This is a genomic window from Curtobacterium sp. AG1037 (assembly GCF_003349855.1).
Classification (GTDB): Bacteria; Actinomycetota; Actinomycetes; order Actinomycetales; family Microbacteriaceae; genus Curtobacterium; species Curtobacterium citreum.
The window spans coordinates 138,031-161,065 of record NZ_QQAO01000003.1 but is presented as its reverse complement, the minus strand read 5'-3'; the positions used below and the strand labels follow the sequence as shown (position 1 = coordinate 161,065).

Annotated in this window: 19 protein-coding genes and 1 tRNA gene; 12 read left to right on the top strand and 8 right to left on the bottom strand. The window is 69.9% G+C overall.

What is annotated here, in order from left to right:
- The first annotated feature begins 16 nt into the window (after positions 1-16).
- Positions 17-1,060, top strand: coding sequence for an LLM class flavin-dependent oxidoreductase (locus DEU32_RS05425; RefSeq protein ID WP_114849670.1), 1,044 nt, complete (start codon positions 17-19; stop codon positions 1,058-1,060).
- Between the two features lie 71 nt (positions 1,061-1,131).
- On the opposite strand, the gene DEU32_RS05420 is transcribed toward DEU32_RS05425, so the two are convergent.
- A complete protein-coding gene (locus DEU32_RS05420) occupies positions 1,132-1,755 on the bottom strand; it encodes a response regulator transcription factor (protein ID WP_114849669.1) in 624 nt (207 codons plus the stop codon).
- Positions 1,752-2,777 (bottom strand): sensor histidine kinase, encoded by a 1,026-nt coding sequence (locus DEU32_RS05415; protein WP_114849668.1) that lies wholly within the window; start codon positions 2,775-2,777, stop codon positions 1,752-1,754. Before DEU32_RS05415 ends, DEU32_RS05420 begins: the two co-directional genes overlap by 4 nt.
- Positions 2,778-3,343: 566 nt before the next feature.
- Here DEU32_RS05415 and DEU32_RS16885 point away from each other — a divergent pair.
- Positions 3,344-3,793 (top strand): hypothetical protein, encoded by a 450-nt coding sequence (locus tag DEU32_RS16885; RefSeq protein ID WP_147281413.1) that lies wholly within the window; start codon positions 3,344-3,346, stop codon positions 3,791-3,793.
- Here the strand turns inward: DEU32_RS16885 and DEU32_RS05400 are convergent.
- From DEU32_RS05400 to DEU32_RS05390, 3 genes are all read right to left on the bottom strand, one after another.
- Positions 3,774-6,092 (bottom strand): glycoside hydrolase domain-containing protein, encoded by a 2,319-nt coding sequence (locus tag DEU32_RS05400; protein WP_114849665.1) that lies wholly within the window; start codon positions 6,090-6,092, stop codon positions 3,774-3,776. The genes DEU32_RS16885 and DEU32_RS05400 overlap by 20 nt on opposite strands.
- The gene (locus DEU32_RS05395) at positions 6,092-7,186 is read right to left on the bottom strand and encodes a hypothetical protein (RefSeq protein ID WP_147281412.1); all 1,095 of its coding nucleotides are present in this window, start codon (positions 7,184-7,186) and stop codon (positions 6,092-6,094) included. Before DEU32_RS05395 ends, DEU32_RS05400 begins: the two co-directional genes overlap by 1 nt.
- 368 nt (positions 7,187-7,554) lie before the next feature.
- Positions 7,555-7,628, bottom strand: a tRNA-Pro gene (locus DEU32_RS05390).
- Between the two features lie 333 nt (positions 7,629-7,961).
- On the opposite strand from DEU32_RS05390, the gene DEU32_RS05385 reads away from it, so the two are divergent.
- Positions 7,962-8,330, top strand: a complete 369-nt coding sequence (locus DEU32_RS05385; RefSeq protein ID WP_083519790.1) for a peptidoglycan-binding protein — start codon at positions 7,962-7,964, stop codon at positions 8,328-8,330.
- 72 nt (positions 8,331-8,402) lie between these two features.
- Here DEU32_RS05385 and DEU32_RS05380 read toward each other — a convergent pair whose 3' ends face one another.
- Entirely contained in the window at positions 8,403-9,359 is a 957-nt protein-coding gene (locus DEU32_RS05380; RefSeq protein ID WP_114849663.1) for a metallophosphoesterase, read from the bottom strand.
- Complete coding sequence (locus DEU32_RS05375; protein WP_114849662.1) at positions 9,356-11,911, bottom strand: transglycosylase domain-containing protein; 2,556 nt, start codon at positions 11,909-11,911, stop codon at positions 9,356-9,358. Before DEU32_RS05375 ends, DEU32_RS05380 begins: the two co-directional genes overlap by 4 nt.
- A gap of 50 nt (positions 11,912-11,961) precedes the next feature.
- Here DEU32_RS05375 and DEU32_RS05370 point away from each other — a divergent pair, with 50 nt between their 5' ends.
- On the top strand, positions 11,962-12,120 hold the full coding sequence (locus DEU32_RS05370) for a DUF4177 domain-containing protein (protein ID WP_111227112.1): 159 nt from the start codon (positions 11,962-11,964) through the stop codon (positions 12,118-12,120).
- Positions 12,117-12,578 carry a RidA family protein gene (locus tag DEU32_RS05365; RefSeq protein WP_114849661.1) on the top strand — a complete coding sequence of 154 codons (462 nt, stop codon included), beginning with the start codon at positions 12,117-12,119 and terminating at the stop codon, positions 12,576-12,578. Before DEU32_RS05370 ends, DEU32_RS05365 begins: the two co-directional genes overlap by 4 nt.
- 85 nt (positions 12,579-12,663) lie before the next feature.
- On the opposite strand, the gene acs is transcribed toward DEU32_RS05365, so the two are convergent.
- Positions 12,664-14,616: an acetate--CoA ligase gene (acs, locus tag DEU32_RS05360; RefSeq protein WP_114849660.1), complete on the bottom strand. Its 1,953-nt coding sequence runs from the start codon at positions 14,614-14,616 to the stop codon at positions 12,664-12,666.
- Between the two features lie 658 nt (positions 14,617-15,274).
- Between acs and DEU32_RS05355 the strand changes: the two genes are divergently transcribed.
- The 7 genes from DEU32_RS05355 to DEU32_RS05325 all read left to right on the top strand — a co-directional run bounded on the left by DEU32_RS05355 (position 15,275) and on the right by DEU32_RS05325 (position 22,964).
- Positions 15,275-16,288: a TadA family conjugal transfer-associated ATPase gene (locus tag DEU32_RS05355; protein WP_114849659.1), complete on the top strand. Its 1,014-nt coding sequence runs from the start codon at positions 15,275-15,277 to the stop codon at positions 16,286-16,288.
- Positions 16,285-17,244: a type II secretion system F family protein gene (locus DEU32_RS05350; RefSeq protein WP_114849658.1), complete on the top strand. Its 960-nt coding sequence runs from the start codon at positions 16,285-16,287 to the stop codon at positions 17,242-17,244. The genes DEU32_RS05355 and DEU32_RS05350 overlap by 4 nt, the downstream gene beginning before the upstream one ends.
- A 99-nt stretch (positions 17,245-17,343) precedes the next feature.
- Entirely contained in the window at positions 17,344-17,550 is a 207-nt protein-coding gene (locus DEU32_RS05345; protein WP_058741674.1) for a DUF4244 domain-containing protein, read from the top strand.
- Positions 17,551-17,560: 10 nt separating this feature from the next.
- Positions 17,561-17,866: a hypothetical protein gene (locus DEU32_RS05340; RefSeq protein WP_114849657.1), complete on the top strand. Its 306-nt coding sequence runs from the start codon at positions 17,561-17,563 to the stop codon at positions 17,864-17,866.
- Between the two features lie 19 nt (positions 17,867-17,885).
- Positions 17,886-21,125 carry a type I DNA topoisomerase gene (gene topA, locus DEU32_RS05335; RefSeq protein WP_114849656.1) on the top strand — a complete coding sequence of 1,080 codons (3,240 nt, stop codon included), beginning with the start codon at positions 17,886-17,888 and terminating at the stop codon, positions 21,123-21,125.
- Complete coding sequence (tmk, locus tag DEU32_RS05330; RefSeq protein WP_114849655.1) at positions 21,122-21,796, top strand: dTMP kinase; 675 nt, start codon at positions 21,122-21,124, stop codon at positions 21,794-21,796. The genes topA and tmk overlap by 4 nt, the downstream gene beginning before the upstream one ends.
- Positions 21,797-21,821: 25 nt before the next feature.
- On the top strand, positions 21,822-22,964 hold the full coding sequence (locus DEU32_RS05325) for a DNA polymerase III subunit delta' (RefSeq protein ID WP_114849654.1): 1,143 nt from the start codon (positions 21,822-21,824) through the stop codon (positions 22,962-22,964).
- The last annotated feature ends 71 nt before the right edge of the window (positions 22,965-23,035 follow it).

Genomic DNA, 23,035 nt, shown 5'->3' with positions numbered 1-23,035 from the left:
GACCGTTGGTGCCCACATGAGCGACGCCACCGTGCACCTGTCCGTCCTGGACCTGGCCACCCGCGAGTACGGCCAGACGAACACCGAAGCCCTGCAGGGCACCATCGACACGGCGGTGCACGCCGAACGGCTGGGCTACGAGCGGATCTGGGTCGCCGAGCACCACGGCATGCCGGGCATCACCTCGTCGGCACCCGCGGTGCTGCTGAGCGCCGTCGGCGCCGCCACCTCGCGGATCCGGATCGGCTCCGGTGGCGTGATGCTGCCGAACCACGCGCCGCTCGTCGTCGCCGAGCAGTTCGGCACGCTGCGTGCGCTGTACGGCGACCGGGTGGACCTCGGCATCGGCCGGGCGCCGGGGACCGACGGTGCGACCGCGATGGCGCTGCGCCGCACGGACCGTCTCGACGTGGACGACTTCCCGCAGCAGCTCGCCGACCTGATCGGCTTCTTCACGGGGATGGACGCCGAGAACCCGCTGTCGCACATCCGCGCGGTTCCCGGGTACGGGGACGTGCCGGAGTTCTGGCTGCTCGGATCCTCCGGCTACAGCGCCCAGGTGGCGGGGGCGCTCGGCGTCTCGTTCGCCTTCGCGCACCACTTCGCGTCGGACAACACCGAGGCGGCGCTCGCGCTGTACCGCGACTCGTTCCGACCCTCGCGCTTCCGGCAGACGCCGAACGCGCTGATCGGCGTGCAGGTCGTCACCGACGAGGACCCCGCGGTCGTCGAGGAGCAGAGCGCGCCGGGGATGATCTCGTTCATCCGGATGCGGCAGGGCGCCAAGCCCGAGCCGGTCTCGATGGACGAGGCCCGCGCGTACGAGTTCTCCGACCTCGAGCGGCGGTTCATCGCGGCCCGCACGGAGCGTCAGGCGTACGGGTCGCGTGAGCATGTCGCGGCGAAGCTCAACGAGCTCGTGGCGTCCACGGGGGCGGACGGCGTGATCGTGGCGCCGGGGGCCGCCCAGGCGCGGTACCGGCACCAGGCACTCGAGGTCGTCGCGTCGCTGCAGGCCGAGGGACGGCTCGTGCCCGCCGGGGTGGCTGCGGCGCGGTAGCCCGGGCTGCTGCTGCTGCTGCTGCTGCTTTGCGGCGGATGCGGCTGCGCGGCGACGGCGGCCGCGCCCGCTCAGGCCAGCAGGCCGAGGCGGTGCGCGGCGGCGATCGCACCGACGCGGGTGCCGACGTCGAGCTTCCGGAACACGTTGTAGACGTGGCGCTTCACCGTGCCGACCGCCAGACCGAGCTCCGACGCGATCTCGGCGTTCGACCGAGCGGCGGCGACGAGCCGCAGGACCTCGAGTTCACGGTCGCTCAGGGGCGTGCCCGCGCGCGCCTCGGTGACGAGGTCGATCGGGAACGTCACCGGCGCGGCGTCGGTGCTCGTCGCCCGGACGATGCGGTCGACGAGCTCGCGGCTCGGGGTGTCCTTGGTGACGAAGTCCACGGCACCGGCGTCGAGGAGCGCCCGGCGCAGCACCGCGTCCCGGTGCATGGTCAGCACGACCACCCGGACGTGCGGGTGCCGGCGCCGCACCGTCGCGATGGTCGTCCGCGCCGGTGGCCCGTCGAGCTCCACGTCGAGGAGCAGCACGTCGATCGCCGCGACCTCGGGGGAGTCCAGCACGTCGGACGGCCGTTCGCCGTGTGCGACGACGCGGATGGTCGGGACGGCGGACAGGATGGTCGCGAGTCCCTCGCGGAACAGCCTGTGGTCGTCGACGATCGCGACGTGCGTGATGCCGGGGTTCACAGAGTTCCCTTCGGCACCACCAGGATGACCCCCGTCCCGGTGCCTGATGCGCTCTTCACTCGCAACTGAGCACCGATGAGCGCAGCCCGCTCCCGCATCGTGGATTGCCCGAGGCGGCCGTCGACGCTGCCGTCAGAGTCGAAGCCGGGACCGTCGTCCTGCACGCTCACTGTGAGTGCATCCGTGCCCCAGTCGAACTGTACGTGGACAACGCTGCCTCGAGCGTGTTTCCACCAGTTCGTGAGGGCCTCCAGGAGGATCGTGAGCGACTCCTCCGCGCGCCAGTTTGCGAGGCGCGCCGGTGCGCCGCGTGATTCGATCGTCAGTCGCTCGTTGTCAGGGAAGAGATCCTTGACGTGTCGGGTCAGCGCGCAATGGAGGAGGTCGTCGCCCACGCGGGCGTGGAGGGCGACGGCGAGGTTCTGGACGTCGCCAAGCGCTCTCCGCAGCTGAGTCGCGGCGGCTTCGAGCTGTGCGACGCGCTCCACATCCGTCGGATCGGTCAGCAGGGCGAGCTCGATGCGCTGGAGCCCGGCGAGGATCCCATGAGCGACTCGGTCGTGTAGGTCCCTCGCGATGTGTGCCCGAGAGTCGAGATTGGCCGAGGTGACCCGCTGTCGAAGCGCTTCGGTGTAAGCGACAGCGCCCGCGGGGAAACGGCCCCAGATGCCCGCGTGCAGAGCTCGGGACGCCCGGAGGAGATCCTCGGGCGAGGACGCACCCACGTCGCGGACGAAGACCGGCAGGTACTCGTCGAAGAGCACCTCGGCCGCGAGCATGGCGCCCGCCGGGTGTTGCAGGTGTTCAGCATGCAGTGCGCCGGTCGCCAGATGTTCGTCCGCGAGCAGCAGATCGCTCGTGATACCGCGTTCGTCGCCGTGCGTGTAGCGATCATGCGCATCCGCCAGCATCGACTTGACGTTCTCGAAGAGACTGGCCGCCATGACAGGGTCGTGGTTGAGCTCAGGAAGCATCGCGCTGATGCGGGCGACCGTGGGGGACAGTTGTTCCGGGACATCCATGGCGTCAACATCGTAGCCGCGCTCTCGTGTCTGGCCGCTCGATCAGGAACAGCGGTGGCCACGCGACGGCGGAGCGAACAAGGATGGAGCAGTCGATGTTCACCGCGAGATCGAGTCGAGGAGAGCTCGAAGACTGGTCGTCGTCGGGTGGGGATGATCAACAGCGGGCGACATTTGGACGACGAGCGTCGATGAGAGTGGGCCGTAGTGCGGAGCGGAATGACGAGCGCACGGACTGGCGAACCCGTCGGCCATCCAACGTCCGCACATCGCTGCGGAGGGAAGCGAGGCGGGCGCACTCGAAATCGTCCGATCGCGAGCGACGAAGGTCGGCCGTGGTCGCTGACGTGTCATCGAGGTGATCGGGAAGAACGATCGGCCGGCTCGAAGCCGCTTTCCGAGTCGGGAGGACGAGAAAAAACGGTTGGGCAACCACGACGGCCACGTGTGAGAGGAGGCCGCCCCGACGCTCGAATCCGCCGATTCACGAGTCGCGCTCGTCGCGGGCTCCGGAACCAGGTCACGTGACGACGCGGAGCCACACGAGGAGTAGCGGGAGCAGGCTGATGGCCGACGCGACGGGGAGTCTGAGCCTGATCGGCGCGGATGCGCTCACGGTGAGCGCGGACGCAGCCGCCCAGGAGCCGATCGCTCCAGCACCGAGGAAGAGCGCTGGGAGCACGACACCGGACGACTCATCCGTGAAGGCGAGACCAAGAGCGACGATGACCACTGATGGTACGGACACAGCGATCGCCGCAATTCTCGAGGCTCTGGCGACGGCCCCGGCACTCCTTCGCGGACGCAGACGAGCGACTGATGCGCTGGTCAGGATGCTGAGGATCGTGCAGATCAGGACAGGGGTACCGGCCCTAGAGGGGAGGCTCCCCGAGCCGGCGAACGCGGTCATCGAGAAGTACGACACCGCGCAGCCGATCGTCAATGCCACGCCCCATGCGATCCCTGCCGTGGTGGCGAACTTGGATTCGACCGATCTCATGGCCAAGCCTTCTTGAAGATGATTTCTGAGACGGTCGAAGCGAATGTTGTCAATTCTTCTGGTGTGGGCCATTTTGCGGTCAGTGTGAACGTGCGCACCGATATGCCGTTGGCAGTGAGCGAGGAATTGAACATATCCCGGATGGTACTCTCGAGATTCTGGCGCGAGCCGAAGCGGCCGACGAGGAAAGCGCGAAGGCGGGCCTGTTCGGTCGGCAAGTCGCGGTACACGCGCCGGTAAGCCGCGTCAACTGAGACTCCCTCGCGCGCGAGCCTCCCGAGTAGCCATCCGTCCGCGTCTGCGTACAAATCCTCTTGCGGAAACTTGTTGGGATCAGATGGTTGCACGAGATGTTCCCGCGCGAATTCGCTGATCGAAGGTGATCCGCTTTCACGAAACTTGCGCCAAAAAGTGGCGAGATCGAGAGTCCATCCTCCGAGATCGCCGAAGCCGATCTGACTCGAACCCGCATGGTCGCCCCAGTACAGGACCCCTTGGGCCGTAGCGGCCATGTGGGCGCCGTCCCCGACAAGATTGTGCAGGACGGCGTGGCGGTCTGGGAAGGCAACGTCGATCGCCTGCCGGACTGAGAGGTGCGCAGGAGCGGTGAGACTGTTCGCATCCTGGGGTCGAGGAAGGTACGCGTGGAACGCTACGGCAGTCGGGTCGGCAGCAATGTCGTAGTACCCGTCCATCAAGTACGACAGAACGTGGTAGCTCGGGAACTCCTCTCCGACCAGCGCAGTCCAGGCTTGCCGCTCGCGCTCGGCAAGGACTTGCATCCGAGTGATGTCGAATTGAGAGTCGTAGAGCGCTGGTGACTGCGACGGCGGAAGGTCCACCTGATCCGCCGATACTGGCCGAGCGGCACTGGACACTGCGTTCCGGTCGATGTTCTTCGCGTGTACCTCCTGAATTTGGTTGTACGACCAGTTCTGAGGCATCGGGTAGCCGAGGTTGCCGGAGTAGCCCGTCGACATTCCGCTCACCCAGATCGCCTCGGCCCAACCGTTGCGGAACACCTGGTCGGCGACGTACCTCGTTGCGTACACACCGATCTTGTACGGAACGGTCACCGATAGTCCCAGGCCGGCGGCGACACCTGAGAAGTATGCCTTGAGGATGCCGCCGACTTCCGCCGCAAAAGCGTCGTAGTCCACCGGGAAGAAGATGACTGTGTTGGCGGCGAAGCCGAGCTGACGAGCGCGCATGGCGGCCTGGTAACCCTGCGTGTAACCGATGTCGTAGGTGAAGTACTCGGCAGCATTGTTGTAGTTCTGCATGATCGGGATCACCGAGAAGCCGACTGCGAAGAGACGGTCGAGTTCGCCGGGTTCGATCCCCTTACCGGCAACCGTGAGGTACCGCCCGATGACGGAGTAACCACTGGCCCGAAGGTCTTGTGCGCGTTCTTGAGAGACCGGTGTGGAGGTGTCGGCGCCGGTCACTGCGCGATCGGGATTGCCGGTGCTGACCAGGAGCGCGGCCCACGTGTCGAAGTCGCCGCGTCCGGTGGATGAGATGAGCAGGAAGGCCTGAAATGTTCGGGTGGTCGACACGGTCTTGGTGTCGAACGTGCCGCTACGCGCAACGTCGTAGCCGTTGAACACGAGGGCGATCTGGAACAGGGAGACCCATTTTTTCGTCCCATCGGCCGAGCCAGCACCGATGTCAGCCTTCGACTTGAGGCCGGATTGCGTTCCTGGCCCAAAGTTTCCGTTGGCGACCCCATCTGCCATGTCCATCTCGAATTGGATACCGAGCATGAAACCGAACTGAACGTCTCGGCTGTAGATTCCGTCACAGGGGACGAGACGGAACGACGAGTGCGAGGAGTACCGCCCGTTCAACCACTGCTGAGCACTCCTGACGGACTCACGTCCTCCGGCGACTCGTGTGTATGCGTCCATCGTCAGTAGGGAGCGCATGAGCTTCACATCGACGGAAGCACCTGAAGCGAGACCGAGGCGCTCACGGACGGTGGATATCGATCCAGTGAGGACTGAGTTCCAGGTGCCGAAGTCGGGGCCTGCCAACTGGCCTTTGCACCACATCGCGCACTGAAGAATCCCGACGAGCCTCTTGTTGGTTGTCTTCGCCGTGAGCTGGCCGATCTTGGATGTGAACGCGGCCGCGGTGCCGTCCCCGAAGTTGTTCGACAGGCTCGTGATCCCGAGTTCGTGTTGAAGGGCTCTGGTGAGTCCGTACATCGTCCCCCAGCCAGAGATGCCGTCCTCGGCGACCGTCTGATAGCCCGAGACTGATCGGTAGTTCGCGTTCATCCATTGCTGGGCCCTGAGTACCTGCTCGTCCATCAGATCGACCCCATCATCATCTTCGTCGAAAGCGGAAGACCGCCCGGGGCGAGAGATGTGACGGTCTCAGCCCCGGTGACGCGTTGCATCGCGAGGGCTGACGCCGGCGGTTGCAGGCTCACCCGAGCGAAGGTCACGGACTTCACGCGGACTTGTGACGTTGCATCACCTGTCTGCAGTGCTGTGGTGTACGTCAGACCCGGTCCCAAGGCGTTCGCGAGCGTGATGTCCGTCGATCGCGCGCCATCTCCTTCCGCGTTTGTGATTGCCGTCTCAGGCGCGGCAGCTGACGGATCTTGCTCCAGATCGGGCACGTCTGATCGCCCGGTACCCTCGGCCGACGGCGACTCAGCGGTGTCATCGGCGGTTGTGGGAAGGGGGACGGGCCGCGATGCCCCAGTCAAGACGGAATCGGTGTGGACACGGATACGGGTCCCAGCAGGCACCGGACCTGGACCAACACTCGTGAGGGTGACAAGCCCCGGAGCGAGGTATTCGGTGTCGCTCCTGAGAGCCAAGGGGCGCCACGCCACGTCAATCTCGCCGCCCCAAGCGATCCCATCAGCCGTCGGCTGCGCAAGGGAAAAAGGCGCGTCAGCAACTTGCCCGCCGACCGTGACGCGTGCGGTCGGCGCGATGGAAGCCCCGACATTCTCAGCTGGGTACTGGATGGTAGTGAAGAACGGCAGGGCCACCACGGCGCGCGTCGCGCGGACACGATCGGGGATGGAAACGGTGACGGTTCCGCCGTTGACCGACAATGGCGTCGAGAAGACGTCGCCGTCGGCGACCCATTGGGCGACGCCGTCCGAGAGCGCGAGCATGCGTGGATCAAAGCCGACGCGCACCGATCCGCCGCCGATCGCGACCGGTGCCCGCAGCTCCACCGCGCTCGGCAGAGCATTCGCGAACCGCTGGGTGAAGTCTTCGGAGAAAGTGGCGAACGTGCTCGCGAACCCGGCGACGCTCAGCTGAGGCGGGGTATCGGCGCGGCTGGGAGCAGGTCTTCCAGCGCCGATCGCTAGACCGAGTGTTCCTGTACCGCTCAATACCAGGACGGAGCGACGGGTCACTGGGAGTGCAAGTGCGGGCATGAAATGTGACACTACGGCTGCAGTGCGCGCAGGCATGCATCGACGAGCGGCAATGTGTCTCTGGTTGTACCGGAAGGGTCCCCGGGAAAGTAGTGGCGGGCGGGATTTCGCCGCGCTCATCTCGACGAGGAGAGTCGGCGGACGGGCTTCGAAGGGCATCGCCGTCTCCGGCAAGAGCCTGCATGCACAATACAATTGGGCCTTGGTTGCGGCATTCTCAAGTCCGTGGCAATCGCGGGGTCCGTCACCGAGAGTGCTGCGAGGAGCGATGAGACGCCATCGGACAGCCGCAGGGCAGGACATGATGAACAAGAGGCCCTGGATCCATAGGAGCCAGGGCCTCTTGTGATTACTGTCTCAACACAGTGTCGGGGTGACAGGATTTGAACCTGCGACCTCCTCGTCCCGAACGAGGCGCGCTACCAAGCTGCGCCACACCCCGCGGTGTGGTCGCTCCGTTCCCGGAGCAACCCCAGAAGTCTATCCGATGTTCGGGGGTGCTCACGACCATCTGCGAGACACCCGGGCGCGTCGCCGTCGACGTCAACGGCCCCGTGCGGGCATCGGAGTGCCCGCGACCGGGTAGGGCGGCATGTGCAGCGGGCGCGCGAGTGAGGAACTTCTTCCCGAGGTTCCGCGTGACCGAGCCCGTTCGATTCGAGTTGGGGCGGGTTGTGTCGGCGGACACATCTTGGCAGCGCAGCTCGCAAATGATGTGAGCAGGCGCTGAGGTGGTTGACGCCCGAGACCGGGCAACAACAAGATCGGAGCCTCCATGAAGTATCTCGTGCGCGCAGCGACAGCTGTTGCTGTCGCCGGCGCCGCCGTCCTCGGACCCGTTGCCCTTGCTGCGCCTGCCCAGGCTGCAGCATCCTGCAAATCGCAGGTGTTCCGGGACGGCAGCCGCGGGACGTGCGTCAAGTACATCCAGCAGATCCTGAACACGAAGGGGCTTGGCGGGGGCACCGACCATGGTCAGATCGCTACCGACGGTATCTTCGGCGGGGATACCAAGACCAAGGTGATCGACCTGCAGGGTCGGAATGCGCTTGTCAAGGACGGCGTCGTGGGGAGCGCGACGTGGAGCGTTCTCTGCCAGGCGCCAGGTGGCAAGTCCTCGGCTCAGCGGGCTGCGGGCTGCTGACGCGGCTTCAACGAGGCGAAGGGCACGCATCCTCGAGGATGCGTGCCCTTCTTTGTGTTCGGGACACAGGGGTCAGTCGGTGCGTGCCGTGAGGGTCACGACGACGGCCTCGGGGCGGCAGGAGAAGCGGACCGGCGCGTAGATCGACGTCCCGATGCCCGCGGAGACCTCGAGCCACGACCAGTGCGCGCGGTGCTGCCACTTGTGCAGGCCGCTGACGTACCGCCGCGGCAGGTCGGAGTTCGTGACGAGGGCGCCGATGCCGGGGACCTGCACCTGCCCGCCGTGGGTGTGCCCGGCGAAGACGATGTCCGCACCCTGGTCGACGAAGGCGTCGAGCACGCGGCGGTACGGCGCGTGCGTGATCCCGATCGCGACGGGGGAGGGACCGTCCTCGTCCTCGGTCCAGGGGACGTCGCTGCGCATCTCGTCGACGTTCGTCGGCAGCAGGTCGAGCCGGTCCCAGCCGCGGTGCGCGTCCGATGTGCCGAACAGCTCGAAGCGCGACCCGCGGAGCTCGATCGCGTGTGCCTGGTCGTCGACGTCGAGCCAGCCGAGCGACTCGAAGAAGGCCGTCTGCCGGTCGATGTCGAGCGACACCGGCCGGCGGTCGGCGTGCATGCGGCTCGGACCGCCGAAGTACTTCAGCGGGTTGCGGGGCGACGGTCCGTAGAAGTCGTTCGACCCGTGCGCGAAGGCACCCGGGACGCCGCGGAACGGCTCGAGCGCGTACTCCACCGCGCTGTTCGCCGTGGCGTGCCCGAGGTTGTCGCCGGTGTTCACGACGAAGTCCGGCTCGACGAGCGACAGGTCGCGCAGCCACTGCTGCTTGTCGGCCTGCCACGGTGCCATGTGGATGTCGGACAGGTGCAGCACCGTCACGTCGCGGGAGCCGGGTGCGAGCACCGGCACGGTCTCCCACCGGATGCCGAAGCGGCGACGCTCGACGAGGGAACCCCACGCCGCCGTCGCCGCTCCGATGGTCGCACCCGCGGCGATGACGCCCAGCGCAGCGCGACCGCGACTCACTTGCAGTCCTTCGGCGCCTTGCCGTCCTTGTCCCCGAAGAGCTGGAGCGTCAGCGCCGTGCTCTTCGCGGTGGCGGTCCCGGCACCCGGGTCGACCGCGGCCACGGTGCACTCCTTGCCGCCCTTGGCGTACTGGTCGGAGACGTTCACCGAGCCGAACCCGGCGTCACCGAGCGTGCTCCGGGCGTCCTGCAGGCTCTTGCCCGCGACCTCCGGCACGGTCGACTGCGAGCCGTCCGTCGTGTACACGGTCACCGAGGAGCCGGTGGAGAGCAGGGAACCGGCGCCGGGCGACGTCGAGGAGACCGTGCCCGCGGTGCCGGCGCCCGGCTGCGCACCGCCGTCGACGTACGTGAAGCCGGCGGACGACAGGATCGAACGGGCCTCGTCGGCGGTCTTACCCGACACGTCCGGGACGGCGACGCTGTTGCCGCGGAGGGCGGTCTGCGACGGGGTCGGGAACGGGTCGGCCGGGTGCTTGGCGTTGATCGGGATCATCGCCTGCTGCCACACGTGTGCACGCTGCGAAGCGTAGGAGCCCCACCCGGCGCCGGGCAGGTAGTGGCGGAGGTTGTTCTTGCCACCGTCCGTGTTGCCCTGCCAGTACGCCGTCGCGACCTTCGAGCTCGCACCGACGAGCCAGATCTGGTCGGCGTCGTCCGTGGTGCCCGTCTTCGCGAACAGCTGCGTGCCGTCCGGGGTCTGGGCGCCGACGGCCGTACCCGAGGCGATCGTGCCGCGCATGGCGAAGGCCGCGGTCGCGGCGACGCTCGGGTCGAGCACCTGCTTGCACTGCTTCGGCTGGCCGCCGAGCGACTTGCCCTCGGCGTTCGTGATGTTGTCGATCGCGATCGGGGAGCAGTAGGTGCCGTTGTTCGCGACCGTCGCGTACGCGGACGCCATGGTGAGCGGTGCGATGGTGTTCGTGCCGAGGATTGACGACGGGTACGCGTTCAGCTCGGTCTTCTCGTCGGCCGAGTGAACGCCGAGGTCCTGCGCGGTCTGGCGGATGTCGCACAGGTCGAGCTTCGCGGCCATCGAGGCGAACGCTGCGTTCACCGACAGCGCGGTGGCGCGTGCGACGGTGAAGTTGCCGTTCTCGCCCGCGGAGTCGTTCTTCGGCGCCCAGTTCGACGTGATGGTCGACCCACACTGCTTCCACCGCGCGGTGTTGTGCGGTGTGCCGTTGACGCTCTCGTTCAGCCCGTGCCCGGCCTTCAGCCAGTCGAGCAGCGTGAAGAGCTTGTACGTCGAACCGACCTGGAAGCCCATCGAGCCGCCGAACTCCTTGTCGACCGAGTAGTTGATCGATGTCGCGGTCGGGGCTGATTGGAGGGACTGGTCGTAGTCCTTGTTCTGCGCCATCGTCAGGATGCGCCCGGTCGACGCCTCGACGGAGTTTATCGCGCCGCCGAGGCTGAAGCGGCTCTCGGTGTTCGGGTCGTACGTGTTGAGCAGGTCCTTCTGCTGACCGTTCAGGTCGAGGTCGAGGGTGGTCTGCACGGTGTAGCCGCCGTTGCGCCAGGCGGTCGCGCGCTCCTTCTCGGTCGCACCGAGCTGGGACATCTGCTTGACGACCTTGACCGCGTAGTCGCAGAAGAACTGCGAGCCGTTGCCGGCCGCCGACTGGCAGCCCTGGTTCGGCTCCGTCAGGTGCACGTAGTCCGCGGGCTTCGAGGCGATGGCCGCGTCGAACTGCTCCTTGGTCAGGTGCTTCTGCGCGTACATCGACTTGAGGATGACGTCGCGACGGGCGACGTTCGCGTCGTAGTACTTGGGGTCGGACAGGTTCCGCGAGTTCGGCGACTGCACGATCGCGAGGATCGAGGCGGCCTCCTGCGGGGTCAGGTCCGTGGCGTTCTTGTTGAAGTAGTGCTGCGCGGCGGCCTGAACGCCGTACGTCTGGTCGCCGAAGTAGGCGATGTTGAGGTACCCGGTCAGGATCTCCTTGTGCGAGTACTTCTTCGCCAGACCGATCGCGAGCTTCATCTCCTCGAGCTTGCGGGGGATGGTCTGCTCGACGGCGTCGTTGTAGGCCTTCTCGCGCTCCTCCGGGGTGGGGAGCTCGAGCGCCTGCTGCATCTTGATGTTGCGCACCAGCTGCATGGTCAGCGTCGACCCACCGCCGGACTCGCCGAGGCCCCCGGCCAGGGACCCGACGCCCGCACGCACCAGGGACGTCATGTCGACACCGCCGTGGTCGTAGAAGCGCTTGTCCTCGCCGTCGATCGCCGCGTTCTTCAGCTGGTCGCTGATCTGGTCGAACTGCAGCTCCTGGCGGTTCTGGTCGTAGACCGTCGCGAGGTGCACCGGCTGCCCGTTCGAGTACGCCAGGACCTCGTTGCGCTGCGGCAGGTCACCGATCTCGATGTACTCCGGCAGCGACTCGAAGACGCCGATCGTCGAGGTCGTCGTGACGCCGGCGACCGCGATCGCCGGGGTGACGCCGATCGTGACCAGCAGGCCGGCGAGCGCGCTGAAGCCGACGAAACCGACGAAGGCGCCGATCGCGGAGACGGGCTTGGTCCGCGAGGCAGACTTCTGGGCAGACATAGGATGCAGCCTAAACGACGCCCACGACTGAAAGGCTGGCAAGGAACCGCATGACTCGCTGGGAGTACTTCACCACGCCGTTGATGATCCACAACACCGCCGCCATCCTGAACGCCCACGGCGACGAGGGCTGGGAGCTGGTCCAGGTCGTCACCGGACCCGAGGGCGGACTGGTCGCCTACCTGAAGCGCCCGAAGGCGGACGCGTGAGCCTCGCGGACCGCCTCGCCGAGCTCGGGCTGACGATCCCCGCGGTCGCCGCGCCCGTCGCCGCCTACGTGCCCGCGGTCGTCACCGGCCGGTACGTCTACACCGCGGGACAGCTGCCCTTCGTCGACGGCGCGCTGCCCGTCACGGGCAAGGTCGGGACGTCGGTCGACGCCGAGACCGCCACGGCGCAGGCGCGCGTGGCCGCGCTGAACGCGCTCGCGGCCGTCCAGTCGGTCGCCGGTTCCCTCGAGCGGGTCGCCCGGGTCGTCAAGGTGACGGTCTTCGTCGCCTCGGACCCGTCCTTCACCGGCCAGCCCGCCGTCGCCAACGGCGCGTCGACCCTGGTCGGCGAGGTCTTCGGCGACGCCGGCGTCCACGCGCGGAGCGCCGTGGGCGTCGCGGTGCTGCCGCTGGACGCGCCGGTCGAGGTCGAGCTGGTCGTCGAGCTGACGGACTGAACCACCTGCGCACCGCAGCCGGTGCGCCCACGTGAGCGGGGCCTCCAGTCAGGACGGACTGGAGGCCCCGCTCACGTTCCGTGCGCTACATCAGTTCCGCGATGGTCGCCATGACCGTCGGGTCGGCGAGCGTCGTCGTGTCGCCGATGCGGCGGCCCTCGGCCGCGTCGCGGAGGAGGCGGCGCATGATCTTGCCGGAGCGGGTCTTCGGGAGCTCCGGGACCACGACCACCTGGCGCGGCTTCGCGATCGCCCCGATGCGCTTGCCGACCCAGTCACGGAGTTCCTTCGCGACCGCGTCGCGGTCGACGCCCTCGGCCGCCTCGGCGGTGAGGATCACGAACGCGACCACGGCCTGACCGGTCGTCTCGTCGGCGGCGCCAACGACCGCGGCCTCGGCGACGCCCTCGTGCCCGACGAGTGCCGACTCGATCTCCGCGGTGGACAGGCGGTGACCGGAGACGTTCATGACGTCGTCGACCCGCCCCTGCACCCAGATGTCGCCCTGGCCGTCGAGCCGCGCCCCGTCGCCCGCGAAGTAGCGGCCGGGGAAGCGCGACCAGTAGGTCTCGACGAAGCGGTCCGGGTCGCCCCAGATGCCGCGGGCCATCGACGGCCACGGGTCGGTGATCGTGAGGTAGCCGCTGCCGCCGGGGGCGACACGCTGGCCGTCCTCGTCCACGATCTCCGCGGTGATGCCGGGGAGCGGGGTCTGGGCGGCGCCGGGCTTGAGCTTCGTGACCCCCGGGAGCGCGGAGATCATGATCGCGCCGGTCTCGGTCTGCCACCACGTGTCGACGATGGGCGTGCGGTCGTGTCCGATGACCTGGCGGTACCACTGCCACGCCTCGGGGTTGATCGGCTCGCCGACGCTCCCGAGCAGGCGGAGGGACGCCAGGCTGCGTGCCTCGGGGATCTGGCGGCCGGCCTTCATGGCGGCGCGGACCGCGGTGGGGGCGGTGTACAGGACCGTCACGCCGTACGAGTCGACGATGTCCCACCAGCGGCCGGGCTTCGGCTCGTCCGGGGTGCCCTCGTACAGGACCTGCGTGACGCCGTTCGCCAGGGGGCCGTAGACGACGTAGGAGTGCCCGGTGATCCAGCCGATGTCGGCCGTGCACCAGTAGACGTCCTTCTCCGGGTGCATGTCGAACACGTTGCGGTGCGTGTACGCCGCCTGCGTCAGGTAGCCACCTGACGTGTGCACGATGCCCTTCGGCTTCCCGGTCGTCCCGGACGTGTAGAGGATGAACAGGGGCGTCTCGGCGGGGAACGCCTGCGGCTCGTGCTCGGCTGCGGCTTTCGCGATCTCGTCGTGCCACCACAGGTCGCGATCGGTCCAGCCGACCTCGTTTCCCCCGCGCTTCACGACCAGCACGTGCTCGACGGTGTCCGTGCCGTCGCCGGCCAGGGCCTCGTCGACCGCGGGCTTGAGCGGCGACACCGCTCCGCGCCGCCAGCCGCCGTCCGCGGTGACGACGAGCTTCGCGCCGGCGTCCTCGATGCGGGCGCGGAGGCTCTCGGCGCTGAACCCGCCGAACACCACCGAGTGCACGGCACCGATGCGCGCGACGGCGAGCATCGTGACCACGGCCTCGGGGATGAGGGGCATGTAGACGACGACGCGGTCGCCCTGCTCGACGCCCAGGTCGGTGAGCATGTTCGCGGCGCGCTGCACGTCGGCGGTGAGCTCGGCGTAGGTGATCCGGCGGGTGTCGCCGGGGGCGCCCTCGAAGTGGATCGCCACGCGGTCGCCGTTGCCCGCGCGGACGTGACGGTCCAGGCAGTTCTCCGCGACGTTGAGCGTGCCGTCGTCGAACCACTTGGCGAAGGGCGCGCCCGACCAGTCGAGCGTCCGGGTGAACGGCGTCCGCCAGTCGAGCAGGTTCCGCGCCTGGTCCGCCCAGAACGCCTCGCGGTCGGCGGCGGCGGCCTCGTGCAGGTCCTCGTGCGCGACGGCGTCGGCGACGAAGTCGGCGGGAGGAGCGAAGGTCGGGCCGTCCTCGTGGCGTTCGTCGGCCTGGGTCGGAGTGGACATCGGTGTCCTTTCGCGTCGTTGCGGCAGGGGTGCTCGGTCGTCGGTTGCTGGTGCGGTCGGCGCCGGGTGGCGGTCGTCGGTTGCTGGTGCGGTCGGCGCCGGGTGGCGGTCGTCGGTTGCTGGTGCGGTCGGCGGTCTAGTGGGTGCAGACGGAGACTACCGCCGGGCGCGGACCGGAGGGTCGTCGTGACACGAGCCGGATCACGACCGGGGGTTGCCGAGCAGGCTCGTTCATGGGGTACAGTGGTTCCTACCGGGCTTGTTCCCGGTGGCACCGGTTCGGATTCCCCCCAATCCACCGATGTCCGGCGGCACCAGTTCCCCCCAACCGGTGCCGCCTCTTCTTTTTCCCCGACGGGTGTCGCGCATCCGTCCGGCGGCCCGTCGGATGATCCCCGATCTGGTGCCGAACCGTGGACAGACCTGTCCATAGCGGCGCGACGCGCGTTCGATCGGTGTCGAGGCCCCGGGACCTCTCGTGAGACGGGTCAGGGCGGCTCGGTGCGGTGTTGCGCCACCCCTGGACTCGCGGCACTGAACGGGGTACGGCTTTGTAGTTCGGGGTACAAAAGAGTCCGCTGGCCGGGATCGGCTCTGTTGTCCACAGGGCCGTTCGTCCGCGCGGCGAACCACGGATGGTCGCCCTACCGTCCCCGTCATGCACCGACACCGAGCCGCGACCGATCCCTTCCTGCCGCACGTCGACCGGCCGGCGCACCGGCGTCGGGTGGACGCCGGTGTCTTCGAGGAGCTCGCCGCCCTCGTGGTCGACGCGGACACGACCGACGTCCTGGTCGTCGGCGGACGTGGCACGTGGGTCGACCGGGGGCGCGGACTCGAACGGGTCCCGCCGGCCCTGCCCGAGCGGCGCGTGCGGGCGCTGGCGACCGAGCTCGTCGCACTCGGCGACCGGCACGTCGACGAGAGCACACCGTGTGCGGACGTCCGGATCGGGGACGGCATCCGGGTGCACGTCGTGCTCGCGCCGGTCGCGGTCGACGGGACCGCGCTGTCCGTCCGCCTGCCGCGGCCCGGTCGTCCGACCCTCGCCGACCTCGAGGGCCTCGGCGCGTTCCGGACGGTGCCACGGTCGGTGATCGAGGACGCCGTCGCCGCGCGGCGGAACGTCCTGGTGACCGGCGCGACCGGCAGCGGCAAGACGACGATGCTCTCCGCGATGCTCGCCGCCGTCCCGCACACCGAGCGGATCGTGACCGTCGAGGACGTCGCCGAACTCCGCGTGGACCATCCCCACGTCGTCGCGCTCGAGGCACGTCAGGCGAACGCCGAGGGGGCCGGAGCGCTCGGCCTCGAACGGCTCGTCCGCGAGGCCCTGCGGATGCGTCCGGACCGCCTCGTGGTGGGGGAGTGCCGGGGCGCCGAGGTGCGCGAGCTCCTCGCCGCGCTGAACACGGGGCACGACGGTGGCGCCGGGACCCTGCACGCGAACGGTCTGGCGGACGTCGCAGCCCGGCTCGAGGCCCTCGGAGCGCTCGCCGGGCTCGGGGCCACCGCCGTCGCCCGGCAGGTCGTCAGCGCGCTGGACCTCGTCGTGCACCTCGAGCGGCGGGCCGGGAAACGCATCGTCGCAGCGGTCGGCACGCTCGTCGTGGACGAGGGCGGTCGGCTCGCGACGCGACCGCTCCAGGGCACGGCACGCCGGCGACGATGACCGGTGACGGCTCGGACGGGTGGCAGGCCGGCGGCGGCGCGGCTGCGCGTCGGGTCGGAGGCGGCGCGGCCGGGCACAGGGTCGACGGCGCTGCGATCGCGCGTCGGATCGACCAGGTCGCGGTCCTGGTGGCTGCCGGCGTCCCACCGCCGCGCGCATGGACGCTGGTCGGCGGACTCCCCGACGGGGACGACCCGGCCTGGCAGGACGTGCGCACCGTCCTCGCGGTCGCCGAGCGCACCGGGGCGCCCGTGGCCGACGCGCTCCGGGCGCTCGCCGCGGCGATGCGTCGGACGGCAGCCTCGGACCGGGCGGTCCGGGTGGCGCTCGCGGGGCCGCGGACGAGTGCCCGGGTGGTGCTGACGCTGCCGGTGTTCGGCCTCGCGCTCGCGTCGGCGTGGGGAGCCGGAGCGGTCGAGGTGCTCGTGACCGGTCCGGTCGGCTGGTGCTGCACGGTGTCGGCCGCGATCCTCGTCCTGGCCGGTCGACGGTGGAGTGCCGGCCTCGTCCGCCGAGCGACGCCGGACGGCCGGGTCGCGGGGGTCCTGCTCGACGCCTGGGCGGTCGCGGTGTCCGGCGGAGGGTCGTGGGCGGCGGCCGCCACGACGGTGCGGGAGGTCCTCGCCGAGCAGGGCGGTGGTGTCCTGGCTCCGGCTCCGGCTCCGGCTCCGGCTTCGGCTCCGGCTCCGTCTCCGGCGGAGGCGGCGACCGAGCGCCGGCTCCGGGAGGTCCTGTCCCTCAGCCGTCGTGCCGGTGTGCCCGCGGCGGGGCTCCTCCGTGCCGCGGCCGAGGACGTGCGCGACGACGCGGCTGCCGCCGCGCTCGCCGAGGCCGAACGGCTCGGCGTGCGACTCGTCCTGCCCCTGGGGGTGTGCGTGCTCCCGGCGTTCGTGCTGGTCGCCGTCGTGCCGGTGGTCGTCGGTGTCCTCTCCTCCACCGTCGGGGGTCCGGGCTGACGCATCCACAGACCGCACGGTTCGCCCGTCCCGCGGCCGCCGCGGTCGCGAGGCTGGTCCCACGACGAGCGAGATGCCTCACAGAGAAAGGGGAACGACATGACCGACACCACGAGGGGCCACCGCGGCCACCGCCGCACGAGGCGCCGGCTGCGGCTCCGCGCCGACGACGGGTCCGCCACGGCCGAGTACGCGGTCGTCATCCTGGCCGCGGTGGCCTTCGCCGGCGTGCTCGTGGCCGTGATGCGGTCGGGCGAGGTCCAGCAGATCCTGACCGACCTCGTCCGCGGTGCGCTCACCTCGTGACGGCGGGAGCGTGACCGTGGAGTTCGCCGTGGCACTGCCCGCCGTGGTCCTCGTGCTCGTGACGCTGGCGGCCGGGGTCGTCCTGGTCGACCGCGTCGGGAGCATGCAGGCCGCGGCGGGCGCCGCCGCACGGGCGCTCGGGCGGGGCGACCAGGCCGCGGCCGACCGGCTGGTGCGCGAGGGGGCGCCGGGCACGGTCGCGACCGTCCGGCACGCCGACGGCACGGTGTGCGTCGACCTGGTGGGGCGGACGGGCGGCCCGCTGTCCGCCGTCCCGCTGACCGCGACGGGGTGCGCGGCGGAGGCGGGTCGGTGAGCGGCACCGGGGAGGTCCGGTGCTCCGGTCGGACCGCGGTTCAGCGACGATCCTGCTGGTCGGGGTCGTCGCCCTCGTCCTGCTCGTCGGCTCGGTGGCGCTCGGCGCCGCGCGCGACCGGGTCCTGTCGACTCGTGCGGCGGCCACGGCGGACTCGGCGGCGATCGCCGCTGCCGCGGCCGCCGTCGGGCTCGTGGCCGGTGCGCCGTGCGCCGCTGCCGGTCGGGTCGCCAGCGCGAACGACGCGCGGCTCACCGACTGTCGGACGGCGGGCTCCGTCGCCCGGGTCGGCGTCACGGTCGGTTCCGGAGCGTTCGCCGTGGGCGCGCTCGCGGTGGCCGGTCCGCCCACCGGGACGTGCCGACAGTGTGTGTATGGTGTGCACGTCGGCCCCCGGTCACCGTCGTCCCGGTCGTCCATGGTCCCCGTGCGGGACGGAGCCGGCGTGCACCATCGATCAAGGAGTCACGTGCCAGGCACGAAGAAGCTCGTGATCGTCGAGAGCCCCGCGAAGGCGAAGACGATCGCGCAATACCTCGGTGACGGATACGAAGTCCAGGCGTCAGTCGGACACATCCGCGACCTCGTCGAGCCCAAGAACCTGCCGGCCGAGCTGAAGAAGGGGTCGCTCGGCAAGTTCTCCGTCGACGTCGACAACGGCTTCGAGCCCTACTACGTGGTCTCCGACGCGAAGAAGAAGACGGTGACCGAGCTCAAGCGGGCGCTCAAGGACGCCGACGAGCTCTACCTCGCAACTGATGAGGACCGCGAGGGCGAGGCCATCGCGTGGCACCTCCTGCAGGTGCTCAAGCCCAAGGTGCCCGTGAAGCGCATGGTGTTCCACGAGATCACGAAGGAGGCCATCCAGCGCGCGCAGGAGGCCACCCGCGAACTCGACACCGCGCTCGTCGACGCCCAGGAGACCCGTCGCATCCTCGACCGGCTCTACGGGTACGAGGTCTCGCCGGTGCTCTGGCGCAAGGTCGGACCCGGGCTGTCCGCCGGGCGCGTGCAGTCCGCCGCGACCCGTCTCGTCGTGGACCGGGAGCGCGAGCGCCTGGCGTTCGTCTCGGCGAACTACTGGGACCTGACGGCGCGCTTCGAGAAGGTCGGCGACACCGCCTTCACCGCCCGGCTCGCTCGTCTCCAGGGCGCCCGCGTGGCCTCCGGTCGCGACTTCGACGACCGCGGTGCGCTCAAGGGCGAGGCCGTCCGGCTGGACGAGGCGTCCGCCGCTGCCCTGACCCGTGTGCTCGAGCAGGCCGGCGACGCCGTCGTCCGCAGCGTCGACTCGAAGCCGTACACGCGCCGTCCGGCTGCGCCGTTCACCACCTCGACGCTCCAGCAGGAGGCCGCGCGGAAGCTCCGCTTCTCGGCCCGGCAGACGATGAGCGTCGCGCAGGGGCTGTACGAGAACGGCCACATCACCTACATGCGAACGGACTCGTCGTCCCTGTCGCAGCAGGCGATCACGGCCGCCCGCAAGCAGGCGTCGTCACTGTACGGTCCGGAGACCGTCCCGGACAAGCCGCGCAGCTACGCCGGCAAGAGCAAGAACGCGCAAGAGGCGCACGAGGCCATCCGGCCTGCGGGCGACACCTTCAAGACCCCGTCCGAGATGGAGGGGGTGCTGCGCGGCAACGACTGGAAGCTCTACGACCTCATCTGGAAGCGCACGGTCGCGTCGCAGATGGCGGACGCCAAGGGCTCGACCGCGTCGGTCGTCCTCGGGATCACGTCGACCGAGCCCGTCACGGGCCTGGCGTCGACGGCGAACGGCACGGACGCGGAGTTCACCGCGTCCGGCACCGTGATCACCTTCCGCGGCTTCCTCAACGCGTACGAGGAAGGTCGCGACGAGGAGCGCCACGGCGGTGCCGACGGCGCGGACGCGAAGCTCCCGCAGATGGCCGAGGGGGACCACCTCGGCGTCAGCGAGGTCGACGCCAAGGGCCACGACACCTCGGCCCCGCCGCGGTACACCGAGGCGAGCCTGGTGAAGACGCTCGAGGAGCTCGGCATCGGTCGACCCTCGACGTACGCCGCGATCATCTCGACGATCATGGACCGCGGCTACGTGACCCAGCGCGGCAGCGCACTCGTGCCGAACTGGATCGCGTTCAGCGTGGTCCGGCTGCTCGAGGACCACTTCGCCGACCTGGTGCAGTACGACTTCACCGCCGGGATGGAAGAGGACCTCGACCGCATCGCCAGCGGCGACGAGGACCGGGTCGACTGGCTCAAGGAGTTCTACTTCGGCGGCGGCGACCAGCGTGGTCTGCGCACGGTCATCGACAACCTCGGCGAGATCGACGCGCGGGACATCAACTCGGTCGAGCTCGCGCCGGGGCTCACGCTCCGCATCGGTCGGTACGGCCCCTACATCGAGGTGCCGGGCGAGGACCCCGAGAAGCCTCGACGCGTGAACGTCCCCGAGGACCTGGCGCCGGACGAGCTCACCGCCGAGAAGGCACAGGAGCTCGTCGACGCCCCGGTCGTCGGCGACCGCGTCGTGGGCATCAACCCGGAGTCCGGGAAGGAGGTCCTGGCGAAGGACGGTCGGTTCGGCCCCTACGTCACCGAGCGGACCCCCGAGCCCGAGCCCACCGTGGACCCCGCGACCGGCGAGGTGACGGAGCCTGCCCCGGCCGAGGCCGCAGCAGCGACGACGACCGCAGCGGCGACGACCGCGACGAAGGCGCCGGCGAAGAAGACCACGAAGAAGGCCGCCGCGCCGAAGGAGCGCACCGCGTCGCTCTTCAAGTCGATGGACCCGCAGACCGTCGACCTGGAGACCGCGCTGAAGCTCCTCGACCTGCCCCGCGTCGTCGGGAAGGACCCGGAGTCCGGCGAGGACATCACGGCGCAGAACGGCCGCTACGGTCCGTACATCAAGAAGGGCACGGACACCCGGACCCTGCCGAGCGAGGACGCGATCTTCGAGGTCGACCTGCCCGGCGCGCTCGAGCTGTTCGCCCAGCCGAAGTACGGCGGCCGTCGGACCGCGAGCGCCGCGCTCAAGGAGTTCGAGGCGGACCCGGTGTCCGGCAAGCCGATCAAGGTGAAGGACGGTCGCTTCGGTCCGTACGTCACCGACGGTGAGACGAACGCCACGATCCCGCGCGGCGAGGACGTCGAGTCCGTCGACCACGCCCGCGCCGTCCAGCTCCTGGCCGACAAGCGTGCCAAGGGTCCGGTCAAGAAGAAGGCCCCGGCGCGGAAGGCCGCTCCGAAGAAGGCCGCCCCGAAGAAGCAGTGACCGACGGAACAGCGCCGCTCGCAGCAGCGGACGGATCGCCGGCGCGCGGGTGGTTCATCACGCTCGAAGGAGGGGACGGTGTCGGCAAGACGACACAGGCCGCCCTGCTGACGGCGTGGCTCGAGGCGCGCGGCCGCACGGTCGTCCGGACCCGTGAGCCCGGGGGCACCGACCTCGGGCAGCGGATCCGCGAGATCGTCCTGCACGAACGCGGCCACGTCGCCCCGCGCGCCGAGGCCCTGCTCTACGCGGCCGACCGGGCGCACCACGTCGAGACCGTGGTGCGCCCCGCCGTCGCGCGCGGCGACGTCGTGCTGCAGGACCGCTACATCGACTCGTCGGTGGCGTACCAGGGCGTCGCGCGCGGCCTCGGCGCCGACCACATCCGGTCGGTGTCGGACTGGGCCGCCGACGGGCTCGTCCCGGACCTGACCGTCCTGCTCGACCTCGACGTCACGGTCGGCCGTTCGCGGGTGGCAGCGGCCCGGGGCGACACGTTCGACCGGCTCGAGTCCGAGGCCGAGGCGTTCCACGAGTCGGTCCGGCAGGCGTTCCTCGCCATGGCGACGGCCGAGCCGGACCGGTTCCTGGTCGTCGACGCCGCCGAGGACCCCGTTGCGGTGCAGCAGCGCATCCGTGCGGCCGTCGCTGCCCTGGTGCCCGCGGCGTGACGGTGGCTGCTGACAGGATGACCACGTGAGCGTGTGGGACGGCCTGACCGGTCAGGACGAGGCGGTGGCTGCGCTGCGGTCCGCTGCCGAGGGGCCGGAGGACACCGGTGGCATGACGCATTCGTGGCTCATCACCGGCCCGCCCGGGTCCGGTCGGTCGAACGTCGCCGCGGCCTTCGCCGCCGCGCTGGTCGGTGCAGGCTCCGACGACGACCACGCGCTCCGGCAGATCGCAGCGCGCACCCACCCGGACGTGTCCGTCCTGACCACCCAGCGGGTGATCATCACGATCGACGAGATCCGGCAGCTCGTGACGTCGTCGTACTACTCGCCGTCGGTGGGCCGGTACCGCGTCGTCATCATCGAGGACGCCGACCGCATGACCGAGCGGACCTCGAACCTGCTGCTCAAGGCGCTCGAGGAGCCCCCGGAGCGGACGGTGTGGATCCTGTGCGCCCCGAGCGAGGCCGACCTGCTGCCGACCATCCGGTCCCGCGTCCGGTCCGTGCGTCTCCGGGTGCCCGACGTCGCCTCGGTCGCCGAGCTCATCGTCGCGCGCACCGGTGTCGACCGTGCCCTCGCGACGGATGCCGCGCGCCAGGCGCAGAGCCACATCGGGATGGCCCAGCGGCTCGCCACGAGCGAGGAGGCCCGCGGTCGCCGACGGCGCACCCTGACCACCGTGCTCGGCGTGCGCTCCGTGGGTGACGCCGTGATGGCTGCGACGGACCTGCTCGCGGTCGCGGACGAGGACGCGAAGGCGATCACCCAGCAGCGCGACGCCGAGGAACGAGACGCCGCCCTGCGGTCCCTCGGCATCGAGCCCGGCGGGACGGTCCCGCCCGCGCTCCGCTCGCAGCTCCGTGCCCTCGAGGAAGACCAGAAGCGCCGGGCGACGCGGAGCCTGCGGGACGGTCTCGACCGCATCCTGGTCGACGTCTCCTCGCTGTACCGCGACCTGCTCCTGCTCGGGCTCGGTGCTCCGGCGGAACCGGTGAACGAGGCCATGCGGGACGAACTCGACCGGGCCCTCGGAGCGGTACCCCCGGCGGCCGCGCTCGAGGTCCTCGACGCGATCGCCCTCGCACGGCAGCGGATCGCCGCCAACGTCGCCGCGCTCCTGGCACTCGAGGCCCTCCTGGTCACGATCGCCCGCGCGACCCGCTGACCAGCGTCGCCCGCACGGCGGGCCCCGCAACGATCGCCCGCGCGACCCGCTGACCACCGCCCCCCGCTCGG